Source organism: Pseudomonas sp. 3B-A001-10F (assembly GCF_056313565.1).
In genome coordinates, this window is the sequence record NZ_JBQYFW010000005.1 from 1 (window position 1) to 15215 (window position 15215).

The 15215-nt window shown below is 60.7% G+C and carries 9 protein-coding genes; 1 reads left to right on the plus strand and 8 read right to left on the minus strand.

Features of this window, described 5'->3' with window-relative positions; all coding sequences use genetic code 11:
• Positions 1–549 precede the first annotated feature (549 nt).
• Genes AC0ZWN_RS06885 through AC0ZWN_RS06900 form a run of 4 tightly spaced genes read right to left on the minus strand, consistent with a single transcriptional unit; the run spans position 550 to position 7056 of the window.
• On the minus strand, positions 550–1086 hold the full coding sequence (locus AC0ZWN_RS06885; RefSeq protein WP_016983364.1) for a hypothetical protein: 537 nt from the start codon (positions 1084–1086) through the stop codon (positions 550–552).
• Between the two features lie 56 nt (positions 1087–1142).
• Positions 1143–3083 carry a hybrid sensor histidine kinase/response regulator gene (locus AC0ZWN_RS06890; RefSeq protein ID WP_476334505.1) on the minus strand — a complete coding sequence of 647 codons (1941 nt, stop codon included), beginning with the start codon at positions 3081–3083 and terminating at the stop codon, positions 1143–1145.
• 5 nt (positions 3084–3088) lie between these two features.
• Positions 3089–5407, minus strand: coding sequence for an ATP-dependent DNA helicase (locus tag AC0ZWN_RS06895; protein ID WP_476334507.1), 2319 nt, complete (start codon positions 5405–5407; stop codon positions 3089–3091).
• On the minus strand, positions 5404–7056 hold the full coding sequence (locus tag AC0ZWN_RS06900; protein ID WP_476334508.1) for a VRR-NUC domain-containing protein: 1653 nt from the start codon (positions 7054–7056) through the stop codon (positions 5404–5406). The genes AC0ZWN_RS06895 and AC0ZWN_RS06900 overlap by 4 nt, the downstream gene beginning before the upstream one ends.
• Before the next feature lie 194 nt (positions 7057–7250).
• Here AC0ZWN_RS06900 and AC0ZWN_RS06905 point away from each other — a divergent pair, with 194 nt between their 5' ends.
• Positions 7251–7475: a YgdI/YgdR family lipoprotein gene (locus tag AC0ZWN_RS06905; protein WP_095049074.1), complete on the plus strand. Its 225-nt coding sequence runs from the start codon at positions 7251–7253 to the stop codon at positions 7473–7475.
• A gap of 140 nt (positions 7476–7615) precedes the next feature.
• Here AC0ZWN_RS06905 and AC0ZWN_RS06910 read toward each other — a convergent pair whose 3' ends face one another.
• The 4 genes from AC0ZWN_RS06910 to AC0ZWN_RS06925 all read right to left on the minus strand — a co-directional run bounded on the left by AC0ZWN_RS06910 (position 7616) and on the right by AC0ZWN_RS06925 (position 15119).
• Positions 7616–7990 (minus strand): hypothetical protein, encoded by a 375-nt coding sequence (locus AC0ZWN_RS06910; protein WP_476334510.1) that lies wholly within the window; start codon positions 7988–7990, stop codon positions 7616–7618.
• A 241-nt stretch (positions 7991–8231) separates the two neighbouring features.
• Positions 8232–10085, minus strand: a complete 1854-nt coding sequence (locus tag AC0ZWN_RS06915; RefSeq protein WP_476334511.1) for a polyurethane esterase — start codon at positions 10083–10085, stop codon at positions 8232–8234.
• Positions 10086–10295: 210 nt separating this feature from the next.
• Positions 10296–11984 (minus strand): polyurethane esterase, encoded by a 1689-nt coding sequence (locus tag AC0ZWN_RS06920; protein ID WP_476334512.1) that lies wholly within the window; start codon positions 11982–11984, stop codon positions 10296–10298.
• Positions 11985–12041: 57 nt separating this feature from the next.
• The gene (locus tag AC0ZWN_RS06925) at positions 12042–15119 is read right to left on the minus strand and encodes an autotransporter domain-containing protein (RefSeq protein ID WP_476334514.1); all 3078 of its coding nucleotides are present in this window, start codon (positions 15117–15119) and stop codon (positions 12042–12044) included.
• Between the last annotated feature and the right edge of the window lie 96 nt (positions 15120–15215).

Here is a 15215-nt window from a genome sequence, read left to right on the forward strand (position 1 = left end):
TCCAAAACCAGGCAAGCCGCATCCCGTTTGAAATCTGTCGAAAAATATCTTCTGGTCAAATCACACCTCTTCGTTGGGCGTAGATTAACGCCCTTTAGGGGTGTCCAGAATCATTAAGCCAGATCACTGACAGCCCCTCACCCTAGCCCTCTCCCAAAGGGAGAGGGAACTGACCGAGGTGAATGGTTGAGGTACGCCGACCTGAGATACCGGGTTGCACGCAGATTTTGATCGCGACAGAAATCCGCTCACACGGTGTGAACCCTGACAGCCCCTCACCCTAGCCCTCTCCCAAAGGGAGAGGGAACTGACCGAGGTGAATGGTCGAGGTACGCCGACCTGAGATACCGAGTCGAACGCAGATTTTGACCACGACATTGAGATACCGAGTCGAACGCAGATTTTGAGTACAACGAAGATCTGCTCCCTTCCCCCTCGCCCCCTTGGGGGAGAGGGCTGGGGTGAGGGGGATCGATCTGAATGGCAACACAAAATCCGAGCGAATGAAAAAGCCCGGCGATATAAGCCGGGCTTTTGCGTGAAGACCAATCACCCGCCCGGATTGGTCACCTGAATAAACACCGCATAACTCCCCAGCAACACCCAGAACGTCGCAAAGATCCACGGCGTACGCACCGAAAACAGCAGCGACTTGCGATAGCCCTTGTGGCTCGATTCCATCTCGCTGAACAGCGGCGATTCGTCATACGCCAGGCCCATCAGCGGCTCGCTGTGCAGCAAGTGGCTCTGCTTGAAATGCCAGTGATCAATGATGTCGTACGCCGCGCGAATCCCCGGCCAGGCGTTCAGTGAGCTGAGCAGCCCGAGCAGCGCAAGAAACGGTGGCACCACCAGCGTGAACAACTTGCCCCACTCCGGGTTGAGGTTGGCCATGCACGAGGCAAAGGCAATCACCAGAAACGACTGCGCCGCCAGATATGCGTCGGTACGGTTGGCGAGGATGCTGGTTTCGTACTGGATCTCCCGCCGATAGAAATCCAGCCGTTCCTTGGGTGAGCCAAACATCTTGGCGTCATGTTCGGTCAGGGTTTCTTCAGCGGTGGGCTCAGTCAGTATGCGAGACAAAAGATGCACGCTCCGGGGTGGGGAAAACGTTTAGAAGTCCCCGTTGGCGCGCAAGTTCAGACGGATTGACCGACGCCTTGTTTCATCGATTGGGCAATGATTGCCACCAGATTCATCTGCGTAAACGGCTTGGGCAATCGTGGCAGTTGCGCGGCAAAGCCTTCCAGACGTTCGGCGTAGCCGGTGGCCAGGATGATCGGCAGATCCGGTTTGAGCACGCGCACGGCATGGGCCAGTTGCGCGCCGCTCATTTTCGGCATGGCCATGTCGGTGATCATCAGGTCGATGACCTCGCCCTGATCGAACAACGCCAGCGCTTGCGCACCGGACGTCGCACTGACCACCCGATGGCCGAGGTCTTCGAGCAGCAGACTGGTGCTGGTCAATACCAGTGAGTCGTCATCCACCACCAGCACGCTGAGTCTTGGTACCACCACCGGCTCGGCGTGTGGCTGCAGCGACTTGCTGACGGTACCCTCGCCGGCCACCGGAATCCACAGTTCTGCCGTGGTGCCCTGGGCCTTGGCACTCTTGAGGATGAAACGGCCACCGAGTTGCTCCATGAAGCCGTGGACCATCGACAAGCCCAGCCCGGTGCCCTTGCCCAAGCCTTTGGTGGTGAAGAACGGATCTCTGGCCGACGCCAGCGTGTGCTCATCCATGCCCTCCCCGGTGTCGATTACGCTGAGGCAGACGTAACGCCCCGCAGGCAGGTCCGAATGCCCCAGTTCAAGCACCACTTGCGGTTCAGCGCTGATGCTCACCGTACCTCCATCGGGCATGGCGTCGCGGGCGTTGGTCGCCAGATTGAGCAGGGCCAGCTCCAACTGGTTGGTGTCCGCCAGCACCGGCTCGAGATCGTCGGGAAACCGCGTGTCGACACGGATACCCGGCCCCAGCGAACTGCGCAGCAAACCGCTGATGCCCTGAACCAATTGCGCGATATCGACCGACTCGGTCTTCAATTCCTGACGGCGGGCAAATGCCAGCATGCGCTGGGTCAGCGAGACGCCACGCAAGGCGCCTTGGGTGGCGTTTTCCAGCAGGCGGCTGATTTTCGCATCGTCGCCCACGCGCTTTTGCACAATCTCGAGGTTACCGAGAATCACCGTCAGCAGATTATTGAAGTCATGGGCGATGCCACCGCTGAGCTGACCGATGGCCTGCATCTTCTGCGCCTGGAACAGCGCTTCACGGGTTTTCTCCAGCGCCTGTTGCGCCTGGTGGGCTTCGGTGATGTCGCGGGTGATCTTGGCAAAACCAAGCAATGTGCCGGTGTCACCACGAATCGCATCGACCACCACATGAGCGAGAAACCGCGTGCCGTCCTTGCGCATGCGCCAGCTCTTGTTCTCGAAACGGCCCTCGCGGGTGGCGATTTCCAGCGCCCGTTGCGGCTCGCCGAGTTCGCGGTCCTCAGGGGTATAGAACAGCGAAAAATGCTGACCGATGATTTCTTCCGGCAGATAGCCTTTGATCCGCTGCGCGCCCTGGTTCCAGTTGCTGACCCGGCCTTCGGGGCTGAGCATGTAGATGGCGTAGTCGGTGACGCCCTGCACCAGCAAGCGGAACTGCTGCTCGCTTTGCTTGAGGGTTTCTTCGGTCATTTTGCGGTCGGTCAGGTCGCGGGTGATCTTGGCGAAACCGAGCAATTTGCCGTCGGGATCAATGATCGGGTCGATGACCACATGCGACCAGAAATTGGTGCCGTCCTTGCGCACCCGCCAGCCCTCGCCTTCGAAACGTCCCTCACGGATCGCCGTGTCAAGCGCACGCTGCGGCAGACCGGCGGCGCGATCCTCAGCTGTATAGAAGCGAGAGAAATGTTCGCCGAGGATTTCCGCTTCTTCGTAGCCCTTGAAGCGTTTGGCGCCGGAGTTCCAACTGGTGATGATGCCGTCGGGATCGATCATGTAGATCGCATAGTCGACCACCGCATCGATCAACAGACGAAAACGCACCTCTTCGATCGCCGCGGTCTTGTTTTTCTCGCTCATCACACTCACCAGCCATTGTCATGAGCAGAAGTATGCGGTAATCCGGCAAATTGGGAAGCGTCCGTCTCATGATTGATTGCCCACCAGCGCGGCAGCAGCTGTTTGATCCGGCTCTCGGCAAAGCGATCGTCAATCAGCATCACCACGCCGCTATCCTCGCGGGTCCTGATGACTCGCCCGGCGGCCTGCACCACTTTCTGCACGCCGGGGTACAGGTAGGTGTAGTCGTAACCGGCACCGAAGATGGCGGCCATGCGGTATTTGAGTTGTTCGTTGACCGGATTGAACTGCGCCAGCCCCAACGTGGCAATGAACGCGCCGATCAACCGCGCACCGGGTAGATCGATACCCTCGCCGAACGCACCGCCCAACACGGCAAAGCCGACGCCCTGGCTGTGCGCGGTGAACTGATCGAGAAAGGCCTGCCGCGCCCCTTCGAGCATGCCCCGCGATTGCTGCCACAGGCTGATGTGCGGGTAACGCTCAGCGAGTAACGACGCCACTTGTTGCAGATAATCGAAGCTGCTGAAAAACGCCAGATAGTTACCCGGACGCTCGCTGAACTGCCGCGCGATCAATTCGACGATCGGCTCCAGCGAGGCCTGACGATGGTTGAAGCGTGTCGAAATGCGGCTGACGATCTGCACCTGCAACTGCTCGGCGCAAAACGGCGATTCGACGTCGATCCACACGGTGTCGGCGGGCGTGCCAAGCAAATCGGCGTAATAGTGACGCGGGCTGAGGGTTGCGGAAAACAGCACGCTGCTGCGCGCCGCTTTCAGGCGCGGGCCAATGAACGCGGCCGGCACCACGTTGCGCAGGCATAACTGCGAAAGCGGCTTTTTGCGGTCGAGGTCGCGCTTGCTGATGTCGAACAGGTAATGCTCGTCGTACAGCTCCGCCACCCGGGCGAATTGCAGCAGGTCGAAATAGAAGTTCTGCAAGGCGCTGTCGAGGCCCTGCGGATGGTCATTGAGATAATCGCCAATGGCCGCGCAACACAACGAGATCGCTTGCAGGAGTTTTTCCGGGGCCTTGTCGTAAGCCTGATATGCCGCCAGTTGCGGCGCATGCAGCGCGTTCCATTCACGGTTGATCCGTTGCAGGGAGCTTTTCAGCGGTGCCGGCGCGGTTTTGCGCACGCTGCCGAGGGTGAACTGATCAAGACTGGCGCTGTACATCTGCCGGCCCCGCTCGACCAGGTTGTGCGCCTCGTCCGCCAGCACCGCGACTTTCCATTGATTGAGCTGGGCCAGACCGAACAGCATGGCGCTGAAGTCGAAGTAATAGTTGTAGTCGGCGATCACCACGTCTACCCAACGGGCCATCTCCTGACTCAGGTAATACGGGCACACCGCGTGTTGCGCGGCGACCTCGCGCATGGCGGCTTGGTCGAGCAGGCGGATTCGACTGGCCGCTTCCCGCGCGGCCGGCAAACGATCATAAAAGCCCTGGGCCAACGGGCAGGATTCGCCGTGACAGGCTTTGTCCGGATGTTCGCAGGCCTTGTCCCGGGCGACCATTTCCAGCACCCGCAAGGGCAAGGCTGGTGACCGATCGAACAACACCTGACTGGCATCCAGCGCCAGTTTGCGCCCCGGTGTCTTCGCGGTCAGGAAGAACACCTTGTCCAGTTGCTGCGGCGCCAGGGCCTTGAGCATCGGGAACAGCGTGCCGAGGGTTTTGCCGATGCCGGTCGGTGCCTGGGCCATCAGGCAACGGCCGGTGCTGACGGCCTTGAACACTGATTCCGCCAAGTGCCGCTGACCGGGACGAAAATCGGCATGGGGAAACGCCAGTTGTTGCGCGGCCAGATTGCGCGCCTCGCGATGGGCCATTTCCTGTTCGGCCCATTGCAGGAACAGCGTGCATTGCTGCTCGAAAAAGGCCTTGAGGGTTTCGGCGCTGAAGGCCTCGACCAGGCAGGTTTCCTTCTCGCTGACGATATCGAAATACACCAGCGCCAGATTGATTTGCTCAAGTTCGAGTTTGCGGCACATCAACCAGCCGTAGATCTTCGCCTGCGCCCAGTGCAACTGGCGATGATTGGCCGGTTGCTTACTCAGGTCGCCACGGTAGGTTTTGACTTCCTCCAGACAGGTTTGCGCCGGGTCGTAGCCGTCCGCCCTGCCCTTGACCTTCAACTGCAGAAACTCGCCTTCGAGCGCCACTTCGCTTTGATACTTTTCGCTGCGCCGCGAGGCCACAGTGCGGTGGCCGGCGATGCCTTCCAGCGCCGTGGGCGATGGGGTGAAGCGCAGGTCGAGGTCGCCGGTCTTGGCGGTGAACTCGCAGAGTGCGCGCACGGCAATGCTGTAGCTCAAGCGCTCTGCTCCGCCCATTGCACGTAACACACCGCTATTGGCATCTGGTGTTGATGACAGAACTCCAGCCAGCGCAACTGGTTGTCCTGCAGGCGATCGCCGGGGCCTTTCACTTCTATCATTCGGTAGGTTTTGTGCTGCGGCCAGAACTGGATCAGGTCAGGCATGCCGGCGCGGTTGGCCTTGATGTCGAGCAGCAAACGATTGAACCAGTGCTTGAGATGTTCGGCGGGCAGACAGGCCAATGCCTGCTCAAGCAATAGTTCATTCACCGCGCCCCAGAATACGAATGGCGACTGGACACCCCATTTGTCGACAAAGCGCTGGCGAATGGTCGCGGCATAGCGACCGTCGTCGAGTTCGCTCAGGCACGCCTGGAACAGCTCGGCGCGGCGTTGCTGGAAATCTTCGTTGAGCAGGTCCACCGGGCCGCGCTGGAACGGGTGAAAGAATGCCCCGGGCAATGGCGCGAAGATCGCCGGCCAGCACAACAAGCCGAACAGCGAGTTGATCAGGCTGTTTTCCACGTAATGCACGGGGCCATCGTCATCGTGCAGATGCGCCTGCACGTAAAACTCCACAGACAAGGCTGGGTCGGTGCGTGGCAATTGCAGATCCAGCCGCTCGACCGGTCTGGCCGCTACGCGTTTGAGCGGCGGGCCACCGAGTTTGCGCCGCACCCTTGGCAATATCCGTTGCAGGCCTTGCTGCTCGGCAGCGCTTTCCGGCGCCTGTTCGGCTAGCGTGGCGAGCTCCAGTGCCAATGAGTATTCGCCGCTGCGCTCCAGCACGCGGATCATGCGTAAACGGGCGCCGGGATAGGCGCAGTCGCGGTAAATGCTCAGGGCCAGGGCAAACTCGCCGATGCGCTCGCAATACTGGCCGATCTGGAACAGCACCTTGCCACGCCGGCGTTGCAGCCACGGGTTGTCGAAGTGCAAGGCGCTGACCTGCGCAACAATGGTGTCCAGTGGTTCACCGGCCTCGAAACGCAATTGACAGTTGTGCAGGAACAGGCACGCATCGACGTCATCGCGACTGCGCAGGCCCCGCGAGTCGGCGCAGAATTCGACTTTTTCATAAGTGAAGATGCCAAGGTCGGCGAGGACGAATTCCGACCAGTCCTGATACAGGTTGCCGAAGAACATCAGCCGCAAGCGATCGCACAGGTCCATGATGGTCAGGCTGAACAAGCGATCATCGAGCAGCGGCGCCCAGTCGCGCAGGCTGCGAGCCTCTGCAAACCGCTCGGCGAGGAGCGGCAGCCAATCGTCCTTGCGGCCCTTGGGTTGCTCGATAAAGGCTGCAAACGCTTGCAGGATCTCGGCCTTGAGCAACACGTCGAACAACTCGGCGAGGGCCAGCGGCGCGTGTTCATCGATCCAGCCACGTTCCAGCAAGGGCTGCGCGGCCTCGGCGATGTCACCGATTTCAACGTAATTGAGTTTGCCGGCACGAAAATGCACACCCTTGCGCATGACCATCCGCACTAGCAAACCCTGCGACGCGCGCGGCAAGGCCTTGAAGTCGCGGATGAACGCGTGTTCCGGTTCGCTCATTACATCGGCGTAACGAAGCTCAAGCCAATCAAGCACTTGCCGGAAGTTGTTAAGGTAATAGAACGGGTCGTCGAGGGGATTGGCAGTCACGGGAATTCTGGGCCATGGCAAGCGAGTACTGGTTATGCGTACAGATACCAGCTGTGCCCCGCCCGGCGCAAACGGAAAGTGATCAATGGCATTTTTTCGCCGGGCTATCGAACTTTTCCCCCGGGGATGGCACCAACCGCGTTAGAGGGCCGACAATGCTCGGCATCACATCGAATGAGGATTTAGAGGTGGGTATGAAAATCAAAGCACTGGGCATCCCTTTCGCCATCGCCGCCGCGCTGGCACTGGCCGGTTGCTCGACGCCGACAGTGGTCACCCTGCAGAACGGCACCCAGTACCTGACCAAGGACATGCCGAAGACCAAAACCAAGGACGGCTTCTATGAGTTCGAGGATATTTCCGGGGCCAAGGTGAAGGTCCGTGCCGATGAAGTGGCCACCGTTCGCGAAGAAGACTAGGTTTCGCTCGCGTCGATCGTTCCCACGTTCTGCGTGGGAATGCAGCCCGGGACGCTCCGCGTCCCATCCAGAGCCGAACGCGGAGCGTCCGTTGAGGCATTCCCACGCGGAGCGTGGGAACGATCATCAAAGCAGCTTTTTTATTCGAAGGTAGGCATACCCGGCAGGCTGCCGTCGCACGGCATGTACGTGCCACCCCGCTTGACCACTTCGCCCTGCAAACGCCGGCAACGTTCCAGGTCCTGCTGCGCCATGCGATCGATGCTCAGATTGCCGGTGGTTTGCGGCTGTTTACCGTCACCCAGACGCAGGGTCACGAACGGTTGTTCGGGCTGAATCTGAAAGCGGCTCTTCTCTTCGACCGGTTCGACCGCCGCGGTTTTCGGCGGGCTCGGCAGTTGCTCGGTGGTGACACCGTAACGGCTCAGAATCGAGCTTTGAGGCAGATCGGCGCAGGCATTGGCCGAACACAGCGCCAGTGCGACGAACCCGACATACCCCTTGAAACCTTTCACGTTTGAATCTCCTGTACTCAATGGCGGCTAGCTATAGAACGTGTGTGCACGTGCTGGCTTTAGGCCGCATTTCCTGTTTTCGCAGGGGTTTGAGTCAGGTCGTGGCCATCGAGTCACTTTTGAAACCGAGTTATCGTTCTTCGCGAGCAAGCTCGCTCCCACAGGGGATTTGCGTCGTTCACAAATCCCCTGTGGGAGCGAGCTTGCTCGCGAAGGGGGCCTTAAAGGCGCCCCATCAACATCAGGCAATCACAATACCGTCAGCACTCAGGCTATTCAGCGACACCCCGACCAACGTCACCGAATCGTTGCCAAACGTCAGCACCGTGTCCTGCCCGACAGTCGCAGCATGAGCCCGGAAATCCTCCGCCGGCAAAACGCCCTGCACTCCGAGAAACACCAGTTTGTCATTGGACGTGAAACCGAGCACCCGGTCCTGCCCGAACGCGCCGTTGAACAGAAACGTATCCGCCCCGCCCCCCGATTCCATCAGGTCATTACCCGCGCCGCCGACAAACACGTCATTGCCCGCGCCGCCAATCAGGTGATCGTTGCCGTCCAGCCCGAACAACCAGTCGCCACCGGCATGCGCCTTCAACGTATCGGCGCCGCTGGTGCCTTTGACGCTGGATTCGTACGCGGTGACGTTGTTGCCGACCTTCAAACCGCTGGCCGTGACGCTGTGGGTCACATCGTCCTTGAACAGGCCCCAGAGAAAGCCCGGTTCCTTGGTGACAATGCTGCCGATATCGCGGGTGATGCTGATCCCGCCGTTGGCGTCGCGCACGTACAAATTGCCGGTACCGTCATTGGCGAAGTCGAAGTTTTTCACCGCACTTTGCAGATCGAGGGTGTTGCTGCCCTGCCCGCCGAGGATAACGTTGTAGCCACCACTGTCGCGGAAGGTGTCGTTGCCTGCGCGGCCTTCCAGATAATCGTTGCCGCTACCGCCCTGGATCAAGTCGTTGGCGTCACTGCCAATGATGAACGTGCTGCCCTTATGGGTTTCGGCGTTGCGGTTGAGATCCTGTACCCAGGTGTTGGCTCGCGCCGGGTCCGAGAGGTTGGCGACGATGATCGTCGAGTCGCGGCTGGTCAGGTCGTAGAATTTTGAGTCGATCACCCGATTCATGCCGTCGCCATACGCGGTCGGCAAGTGCGAGATCCAGGTGGGAATGTTGAGGATCGAGTACGGCAGCAGATTCCACGCGGTCGAGGCGTAGTGATCGTTGAAGCTGACGATGTTGTCGGTGGCCGAGACTTTGGGCGCATCGTGCACGCCGATCGAAGCACCGGTGAAGGTCGAGCCGTCGAGGGCGCGAAACACCGGGTCGTTTTCGTAGCCGACGTTGAGCACTTTGTCGGTGCTACTTTGCGTTGGCGAGGCGTAGGCGATGTAGTTGGAATCGGCGAAGAAACCACCCCACTTGCCCCCGCTCAGGTCGGCCATGCTGTTGACCGCCAGGCCACCGAGGCTGTGACCACTGACGAGAACGTCCTTGCCGCTGAGGCCGTTGGCCTTGGCAAACGCCACCACGTCATTGAGCAGATTGCCGAAGGCTTCACCGACGTAATTCTTCGCGTAATCCTTGGGGCCGAAGGCGGCGAGCAGGTCGTTGATCACGTCGCCGATGGAGTCGAGGATCAGGTTCTCACGCGGGCCGCTGGTGCCGCGAAAGGCAATGCCGAGTTCGGTGAGATGGCCCTGGGCGTCGTACTTGCCGAGGATTTCCACTTGCGCGGTGGTGTAGCCGGCCTTCTCGCCGAAGAAGGTTCCGCGCGCATCGGTCTTGCCGTCATAGCCCAGTTGCGAGGCGGTGATGGGCGTCCAGCCGGCCTTTTTCACCGCGTCGAGGGCGAGTTTTTCCGAGTCGGGGTTCCACGGAATGCCGGGGATCACCCCTTGCGAATCGGTGCCGCCGAGCAGCGCCGTGACCAGCGTGGCGGGCAGGCCGAGGCCGAAACCGTTGTGCTGATAACCGGCCGCAAAGCCGTTATCGAGGTTGTGATAGGAATACAGCGTGATCGCCATGGCATCGCTGAACAACGCCTTGGAATCGGCTGTGCCGAAGTTCTTGTAGTCATACACACCCATTGCTATTGCCTCTCTCTTGTTGGAATTGTTAGAGATAGCTCACAGCCAGGGCGCCCCACGGGGACGCCCCGGAGCATTTCGATACAACACTTCTTTAACGCTGCCTCTGTAGGAGCTGCCGAAGGCTGCGATCTTTTGACTTGGCTCTTAAAAGCAAGATCAAAAGATCGCAGCCTCGTTTCACTCGACAGCTTCCTACAGGATTACTGTTTAGGCGAACACGAACGCCGAGTCCGACAGGTTAGCCACTCCCACCCCGACCAGGGTCACGGCATAGTCGCCAATCTTCAGCACGGTGTCGTTGCCGGCCTGCGCCGCGTGCTGCTTGTAGTCGTAGCCCTGCCCCGCGCCTTCGACGCCCATGAACACCAGTTTGTCGCTGCCCTGATAACCGTTGATGGCATCAAAACCGAACGCGCCACTGAAGAGGAAGGTGTTGTTGCCACCCACGGCGCTCATCACGTCATTGCCGGCGCCACCGACGAAGGTCACATGGCCCTTGTCGCTGATCAGTTTGTCGTCGCCACCGAGGCCGAACAGCCAGTCACCGTCAGCCGTGGCGTGCAGCGCATTGCCGTAGCCATCGCCGCTCAGCGAGTGGTTGTACTGGGTCAGTTCGTTGCCATTGGTCAAACCTTTGGCCGTAACGCTCCAGGTGATTTCCTTGCTGCCCCACCACGAACCCGACTCCTTGCTCACCAGCGCGCCGATGTCGCGGGTCATGCTGATGCCGCCGTAGGCGTCGCGCACGTACAGCGTGCCGTCACCGTCGTTGGCGAAGCTGAAGTTCTGCAATGGTTTCTGCAGTTCGAAGGTGTTGTGGCCCTGGCCACCGAGCAGGATGTTGTAACCGCCGTCATCACGGAACCGATCATCACCGCCCAGGCCTTCAAGGAAGTCGTTGCCCGCGCCGCCCTTGAGCCAGTCGCTGCTCTGGGTGCCGATGATGAACGTGCTGCCGGTGTGCGGCTCGCCACTGCGGCCGAGATCTTCGACCCAGGTCTTGCCGCGAGAAGCTTCTTCCAGATTGGAGACGATGATCGTCGAGTCTTTATGCGTCAGGTTGTAGAACTTCGAATCGATCACCCGATTCAAGCCATCGGCATAACCCAGCGAGCTGTGGGCCGACCAGTTCAGCGGATTGACGATGCTGAACGGCACCAGGTTCTGCGCGGTGGACGCGTAGTTGTCGTTGAAGTTGACGATGTTGTCGGTGGTCGAATCGTGGGGCTTGTCGTGCTTGCCCATCGACGCGCTACTGAATGTGGTGCCATCGAGCACGCGAAAAACCGGGTCGTTTTCGAACCCGATGTTCAGCACGTTATTGCCGGTGCTGCTCTGAGTCGGCGAGGCGAAGGTGATGTAGTTGGCATCCCTGAAGAAGCCGCCCCAGTTGCTCGCGCTCAGTTCGGCCACGCTGTTGACCCCGAGCCCACCGAGGCTGTGACCGCTGAGCAGCACGTCCTTGGCGGCAATGCCGTTGGCAATGGCGAATGTGGCGACCGCCTTGAGCAAATTGTCGAAAGCGTTTTTCGCGTAATTGCTCGCGTAATCCGACGGCCCGATGGCGGCCAGCAGGTTGTTTTTCAGGTCGCCGAAGGTGTCGCTGTAACCCAGCCCGCCGGTGCCACGAAAAGCGACGCCGATGCCGATCAGTTTGCCGGCAGCATCATATTTACCGAGCACTTCGGCCTCGGCGCTGGTGAAGCCGTCCTTCTCGCCGAAGAACGTGCCTTGCGGCCCAACCTTGCCCTGATAGCCCAGCGCCGTCGCTGTGAGCGGCGCCCAAGCGGTGGCCGGCAGAGGCTTGCCGGTCGGCATGTAGGCATACAGCGTCAGTGCGATGGCGTCGCTGTACAACGCTTTGCCATCGGCATTTTTATAATCGAACAGTCCCATGTTGTGCTCTCTCTTCCTTCAAAAACCGGCAGTTCTCAAACGAACTGCCGGTACGCCTTAGAACTGCCAGTCGAGGGTCAGACCCACGCCGTGGTCTTTCTCGTTGTTACCGATCAGGCCGTTGTAATCCAGGTTCACCCGCACATCGCGATTGAGCGCCAGACCCGCACGTACACCGACCACCGCCGCATCGCGATCCATCGACACGCTCTGCACGGTGAACGCGCTGTTGCCATTGGCAAACGCCAGATGGCTGTCGGCATCAACGTTGCTCAGGTTGTGCTGCCAGCCGAGGCTTGCGCCCAGTTCTAGCTGATGCTGATCCGACAGCGCGAAGCTGCGCTTGGCGCGCACGCCGAGGGTCGACAGCACCACATCGCGGTTGTCCTCACCGCCCTTCAGCGCGGCGGCGTCACCTTTTTCGGTGAAGCTTTCGGTGTTCAGGTGCACATAGGACAGATTGGCGAACGGCTCCAGGTTCATCGGTTGCAGGCCCAGATCATAGGCGGCCTCGGTGAACACTTGAGTGGTTGCGGCATCGTGCTTGGTCTTTTGTTTTCCGCTGACGTCCCCGAACTGCAGGTCACGTTTGACGTCGACACGGTGCCAGCTATAGGCGCCACCGACGGTCAGACGCAGCGCGTCGATCTGATGGCCCAGGTACGCACCCAAGTGGTAGCTGTCGACTGACGCCGACGAATGCGTGCCGCTGCCCATGCTCAATGAGCTGTCGCTATAACCGGTAACGAAACCGAGACGGGTATCTTCAGCGATCAAGCCATCGACACCGGCGAGCAAGCCGCCGATAGAGCTGTTGGAGTCGGCATTGTCATGCCCGCCATCGCTTTTGCCCCACGAACCCAGGACCTTGACCCAGGCGTTGCTGCGGTCATCGGTCGGTGCGCCAGCGTTGAACAGATCACGCTCGCGCAGACGTTCGCCAACGGCTTCACGCAGGTAACGGCTGTCGTTGATCAGCATCGTGCCAATGGCCGGATGGATTTCGCCGGACAACTGCTGGAAGGCTTGCTGCGCCGACGCCGCATTCGGCGACAGCAACAGGGTTTCAAACAGCGCGTTACCAGCGCCCAGACGCTCAGCCGCCGCACCGACCGCACGTTGGTTCGGCGTCAAACCGACGCTGGCGAACGAAGCGTCGTTACGCCCGACTGCCAACTGGATGCCATCGGCCGAGTACGCCAGCGTGCCGCCGAGAAAGGCGTAATCCGGCAACACCTGACCGAAGCGGCCTTCAATACCGCCCGCCGCTTGCAGGATGTTGTAGCGCGTGCCGAGCAGGCTTTGCACTTCATTGGTGCTCAGCAGCGTCGGGCTGTTTTCCAGCGACAGGCTCACCGTCGCGCCTTCGATGACCGCTTTGCCAGTGGCGATGATCTGATCGCTGCTGGTGGGCGACAGCTCTACGGCGTAAGTCGAACCCGGTGCAAAGGTCACGTCACCGGCCACATTCATTGTGCCGATGGAGTTACCCGGCGCCACCGTACCGCCGCGGTTCACCGACAGCGCGCCGATGTGGCCGTTGCCGCCGAGGATACCGCCGTCATTCACCGTCACCGCCGATTGCAGCGAACCGTTGATGGCCAGGCGCCCCTGATTGACCAGGGTCGGGCCGCTGTAAGTGTTGTTGCCGGTCAGTACCAGTGTGCCGATACCTTGCTTGGTCAGACCGCCGTGGCCGGAAATGTCGTTGCGCCAGGTGTCGAGGCCGCAGGTGATGTCGGTGCACACGCGCTCGGTCGGTTTGCCTTGATCGATGATCGCGCCGATACCCGGCAGATCCGCGACAAACTGGCCGGAGCCGTAAGCGCCGTCGATGCGGAATTCGGCCGGGATGTCCTGCTCCGTGACGAACATCGACGGGCCGTCGATGCCCTTGCGCAGGTTGATCATGCCCCAGCCGTACAAGGCGTCGATGCCCGGCGCGCCGAGGTCAGTGGCGGTGGTGCGCAAGACCGTGGCGACCTGATCACCGCTCATGTACGGGAAGCGCTCCATCAGCACCGCCATGGAACCGGCGACATGCGGCGCGGCCATCGAGGTGCCGTTGTAGTTTTTGTAGCCGGTGGTCAGGTTGTCGGCGTTGGTGCCTTCGATGATCGCGCTGAAGATCTTCGTGCCCGGTGCCGAGACGCAGAAACTCGCGGTATAGCCGCAACGCGAAGAGAATGTACTCATGATGTACGGATTGGCGCTGGCCAGGTCCGGGTTCTGCTGCAACGCAGCGACGGTGATCCAGTTCGGCGCGATGTCCGGAACGAAATAGCCGAGACCGGCGATGGCGTCCGGGTTGTTGAGGTTGTAGTCATTGCCGGCGGCGAAGATCGTCACGATGCCACTGCGCGCGGCGGCAATCGCACCGTCGTAGGCGCCGCCGGGCTTGGTGCCGAGCAGCGTGCGGATTTCGTTGAACTGCACTTGCGCGTCATTGACGGTGAAGTGCGGGTACGCCGGATCGCGGCCGCCGAGGTCGAAACGGTCAGTGATGCCGATGCCCCAGCTGTTGTTGATGATCCGCGCGCCGCTGGCGATCAGTGCGTCCCAACCGGCCTTGTACACCGCGCCGTCGTTGCCACGAACGATGCCGTCCTCCGGGCCCGGGTCACCGTTGTCGGCGCTGATGATCTGCGCACCGAATGCCACGCCGTGCATCGGCCCGCCGTCGCGACTGCCGGCGGCGATACCGCCGACGTGGGTGCCGTGGGCGCCGAGTTTGCCGTCGGAACCGACCGAGGGCGAACCGTCATAGCGGAACGCATCGCCGGCTTTGACCGGGATGTACGGGTCGGTGTATTCGCGAATCCCGCTGGTGACCAGGGTGACGACTTTATTGCTGCCGGAGAACTCCGGGTGCGCGGCATACACCGGCTGATCAAAGATCCCCAGTTTCACGCCTTTGCCGGTATAGCCGGCGGCGTAGGCGTGATCGGCACCGATCGCGCCCAGGCCCCAATCGGCCTGAAATTCGGCACTGCGCCAACTCGACGGATCGCCCGTACGACCGCTCTCCACGTAGGGTGCGGCGTGGGCGGTGCCGATGGCACAGAGCACGGCGAGCGTGAGGGTTTTCAGGGCAAAGCGGCCTCCCGTTTGCGCGGGGGTATTGTTGTTATTCATCCAGCGACCTTCCTTAGTGATGTTGCGAAAAATCCGTCTCTTCAGCTGTTGATCGTTCCCACGCTCCGCGTGGGAATGCCTCTAGGGACGCTCTGC

Coding starts and splice junctions, on each gene's coding strand:
- AC0ZWN_RS06890 (WP_476334505.1), bottom strand. CDS start 3,083: ATGAGCGAGAAAAACAAGACCGCGGCGATCGAAGAGGTGCGTTTTCGT.
- AC0ZWN_RS06905 (WP_095049074.1), top strand. CDS start 7,251: ATGAAAATCAAAGCACTGGGCATCCCTTTCGCCATCGCCGCCGCGCTG.
- AC0ZWN_RS06915 (WP_476334511.1), bottom strand. CDS start 10,085: ATGGGTGTGTATGACTACAAGAACTTCGGCACAGCCGATTCCAAGGCG.
- AC0ZWN_RS06920 (WP_476334512.1), bottom strand. CDS start 11,984: ATGGGACTGTTCGATTATAAAAATGCCGATGGCAAAGCGTTGTACAGC.
- AC0ZWN_RS06925 (WP_476334514.1), bottom strand. CDS start 15,119: ATGAATAACAACAATACCCCCGCGCAAACGGGAGGCCGCTTTGCCCTG.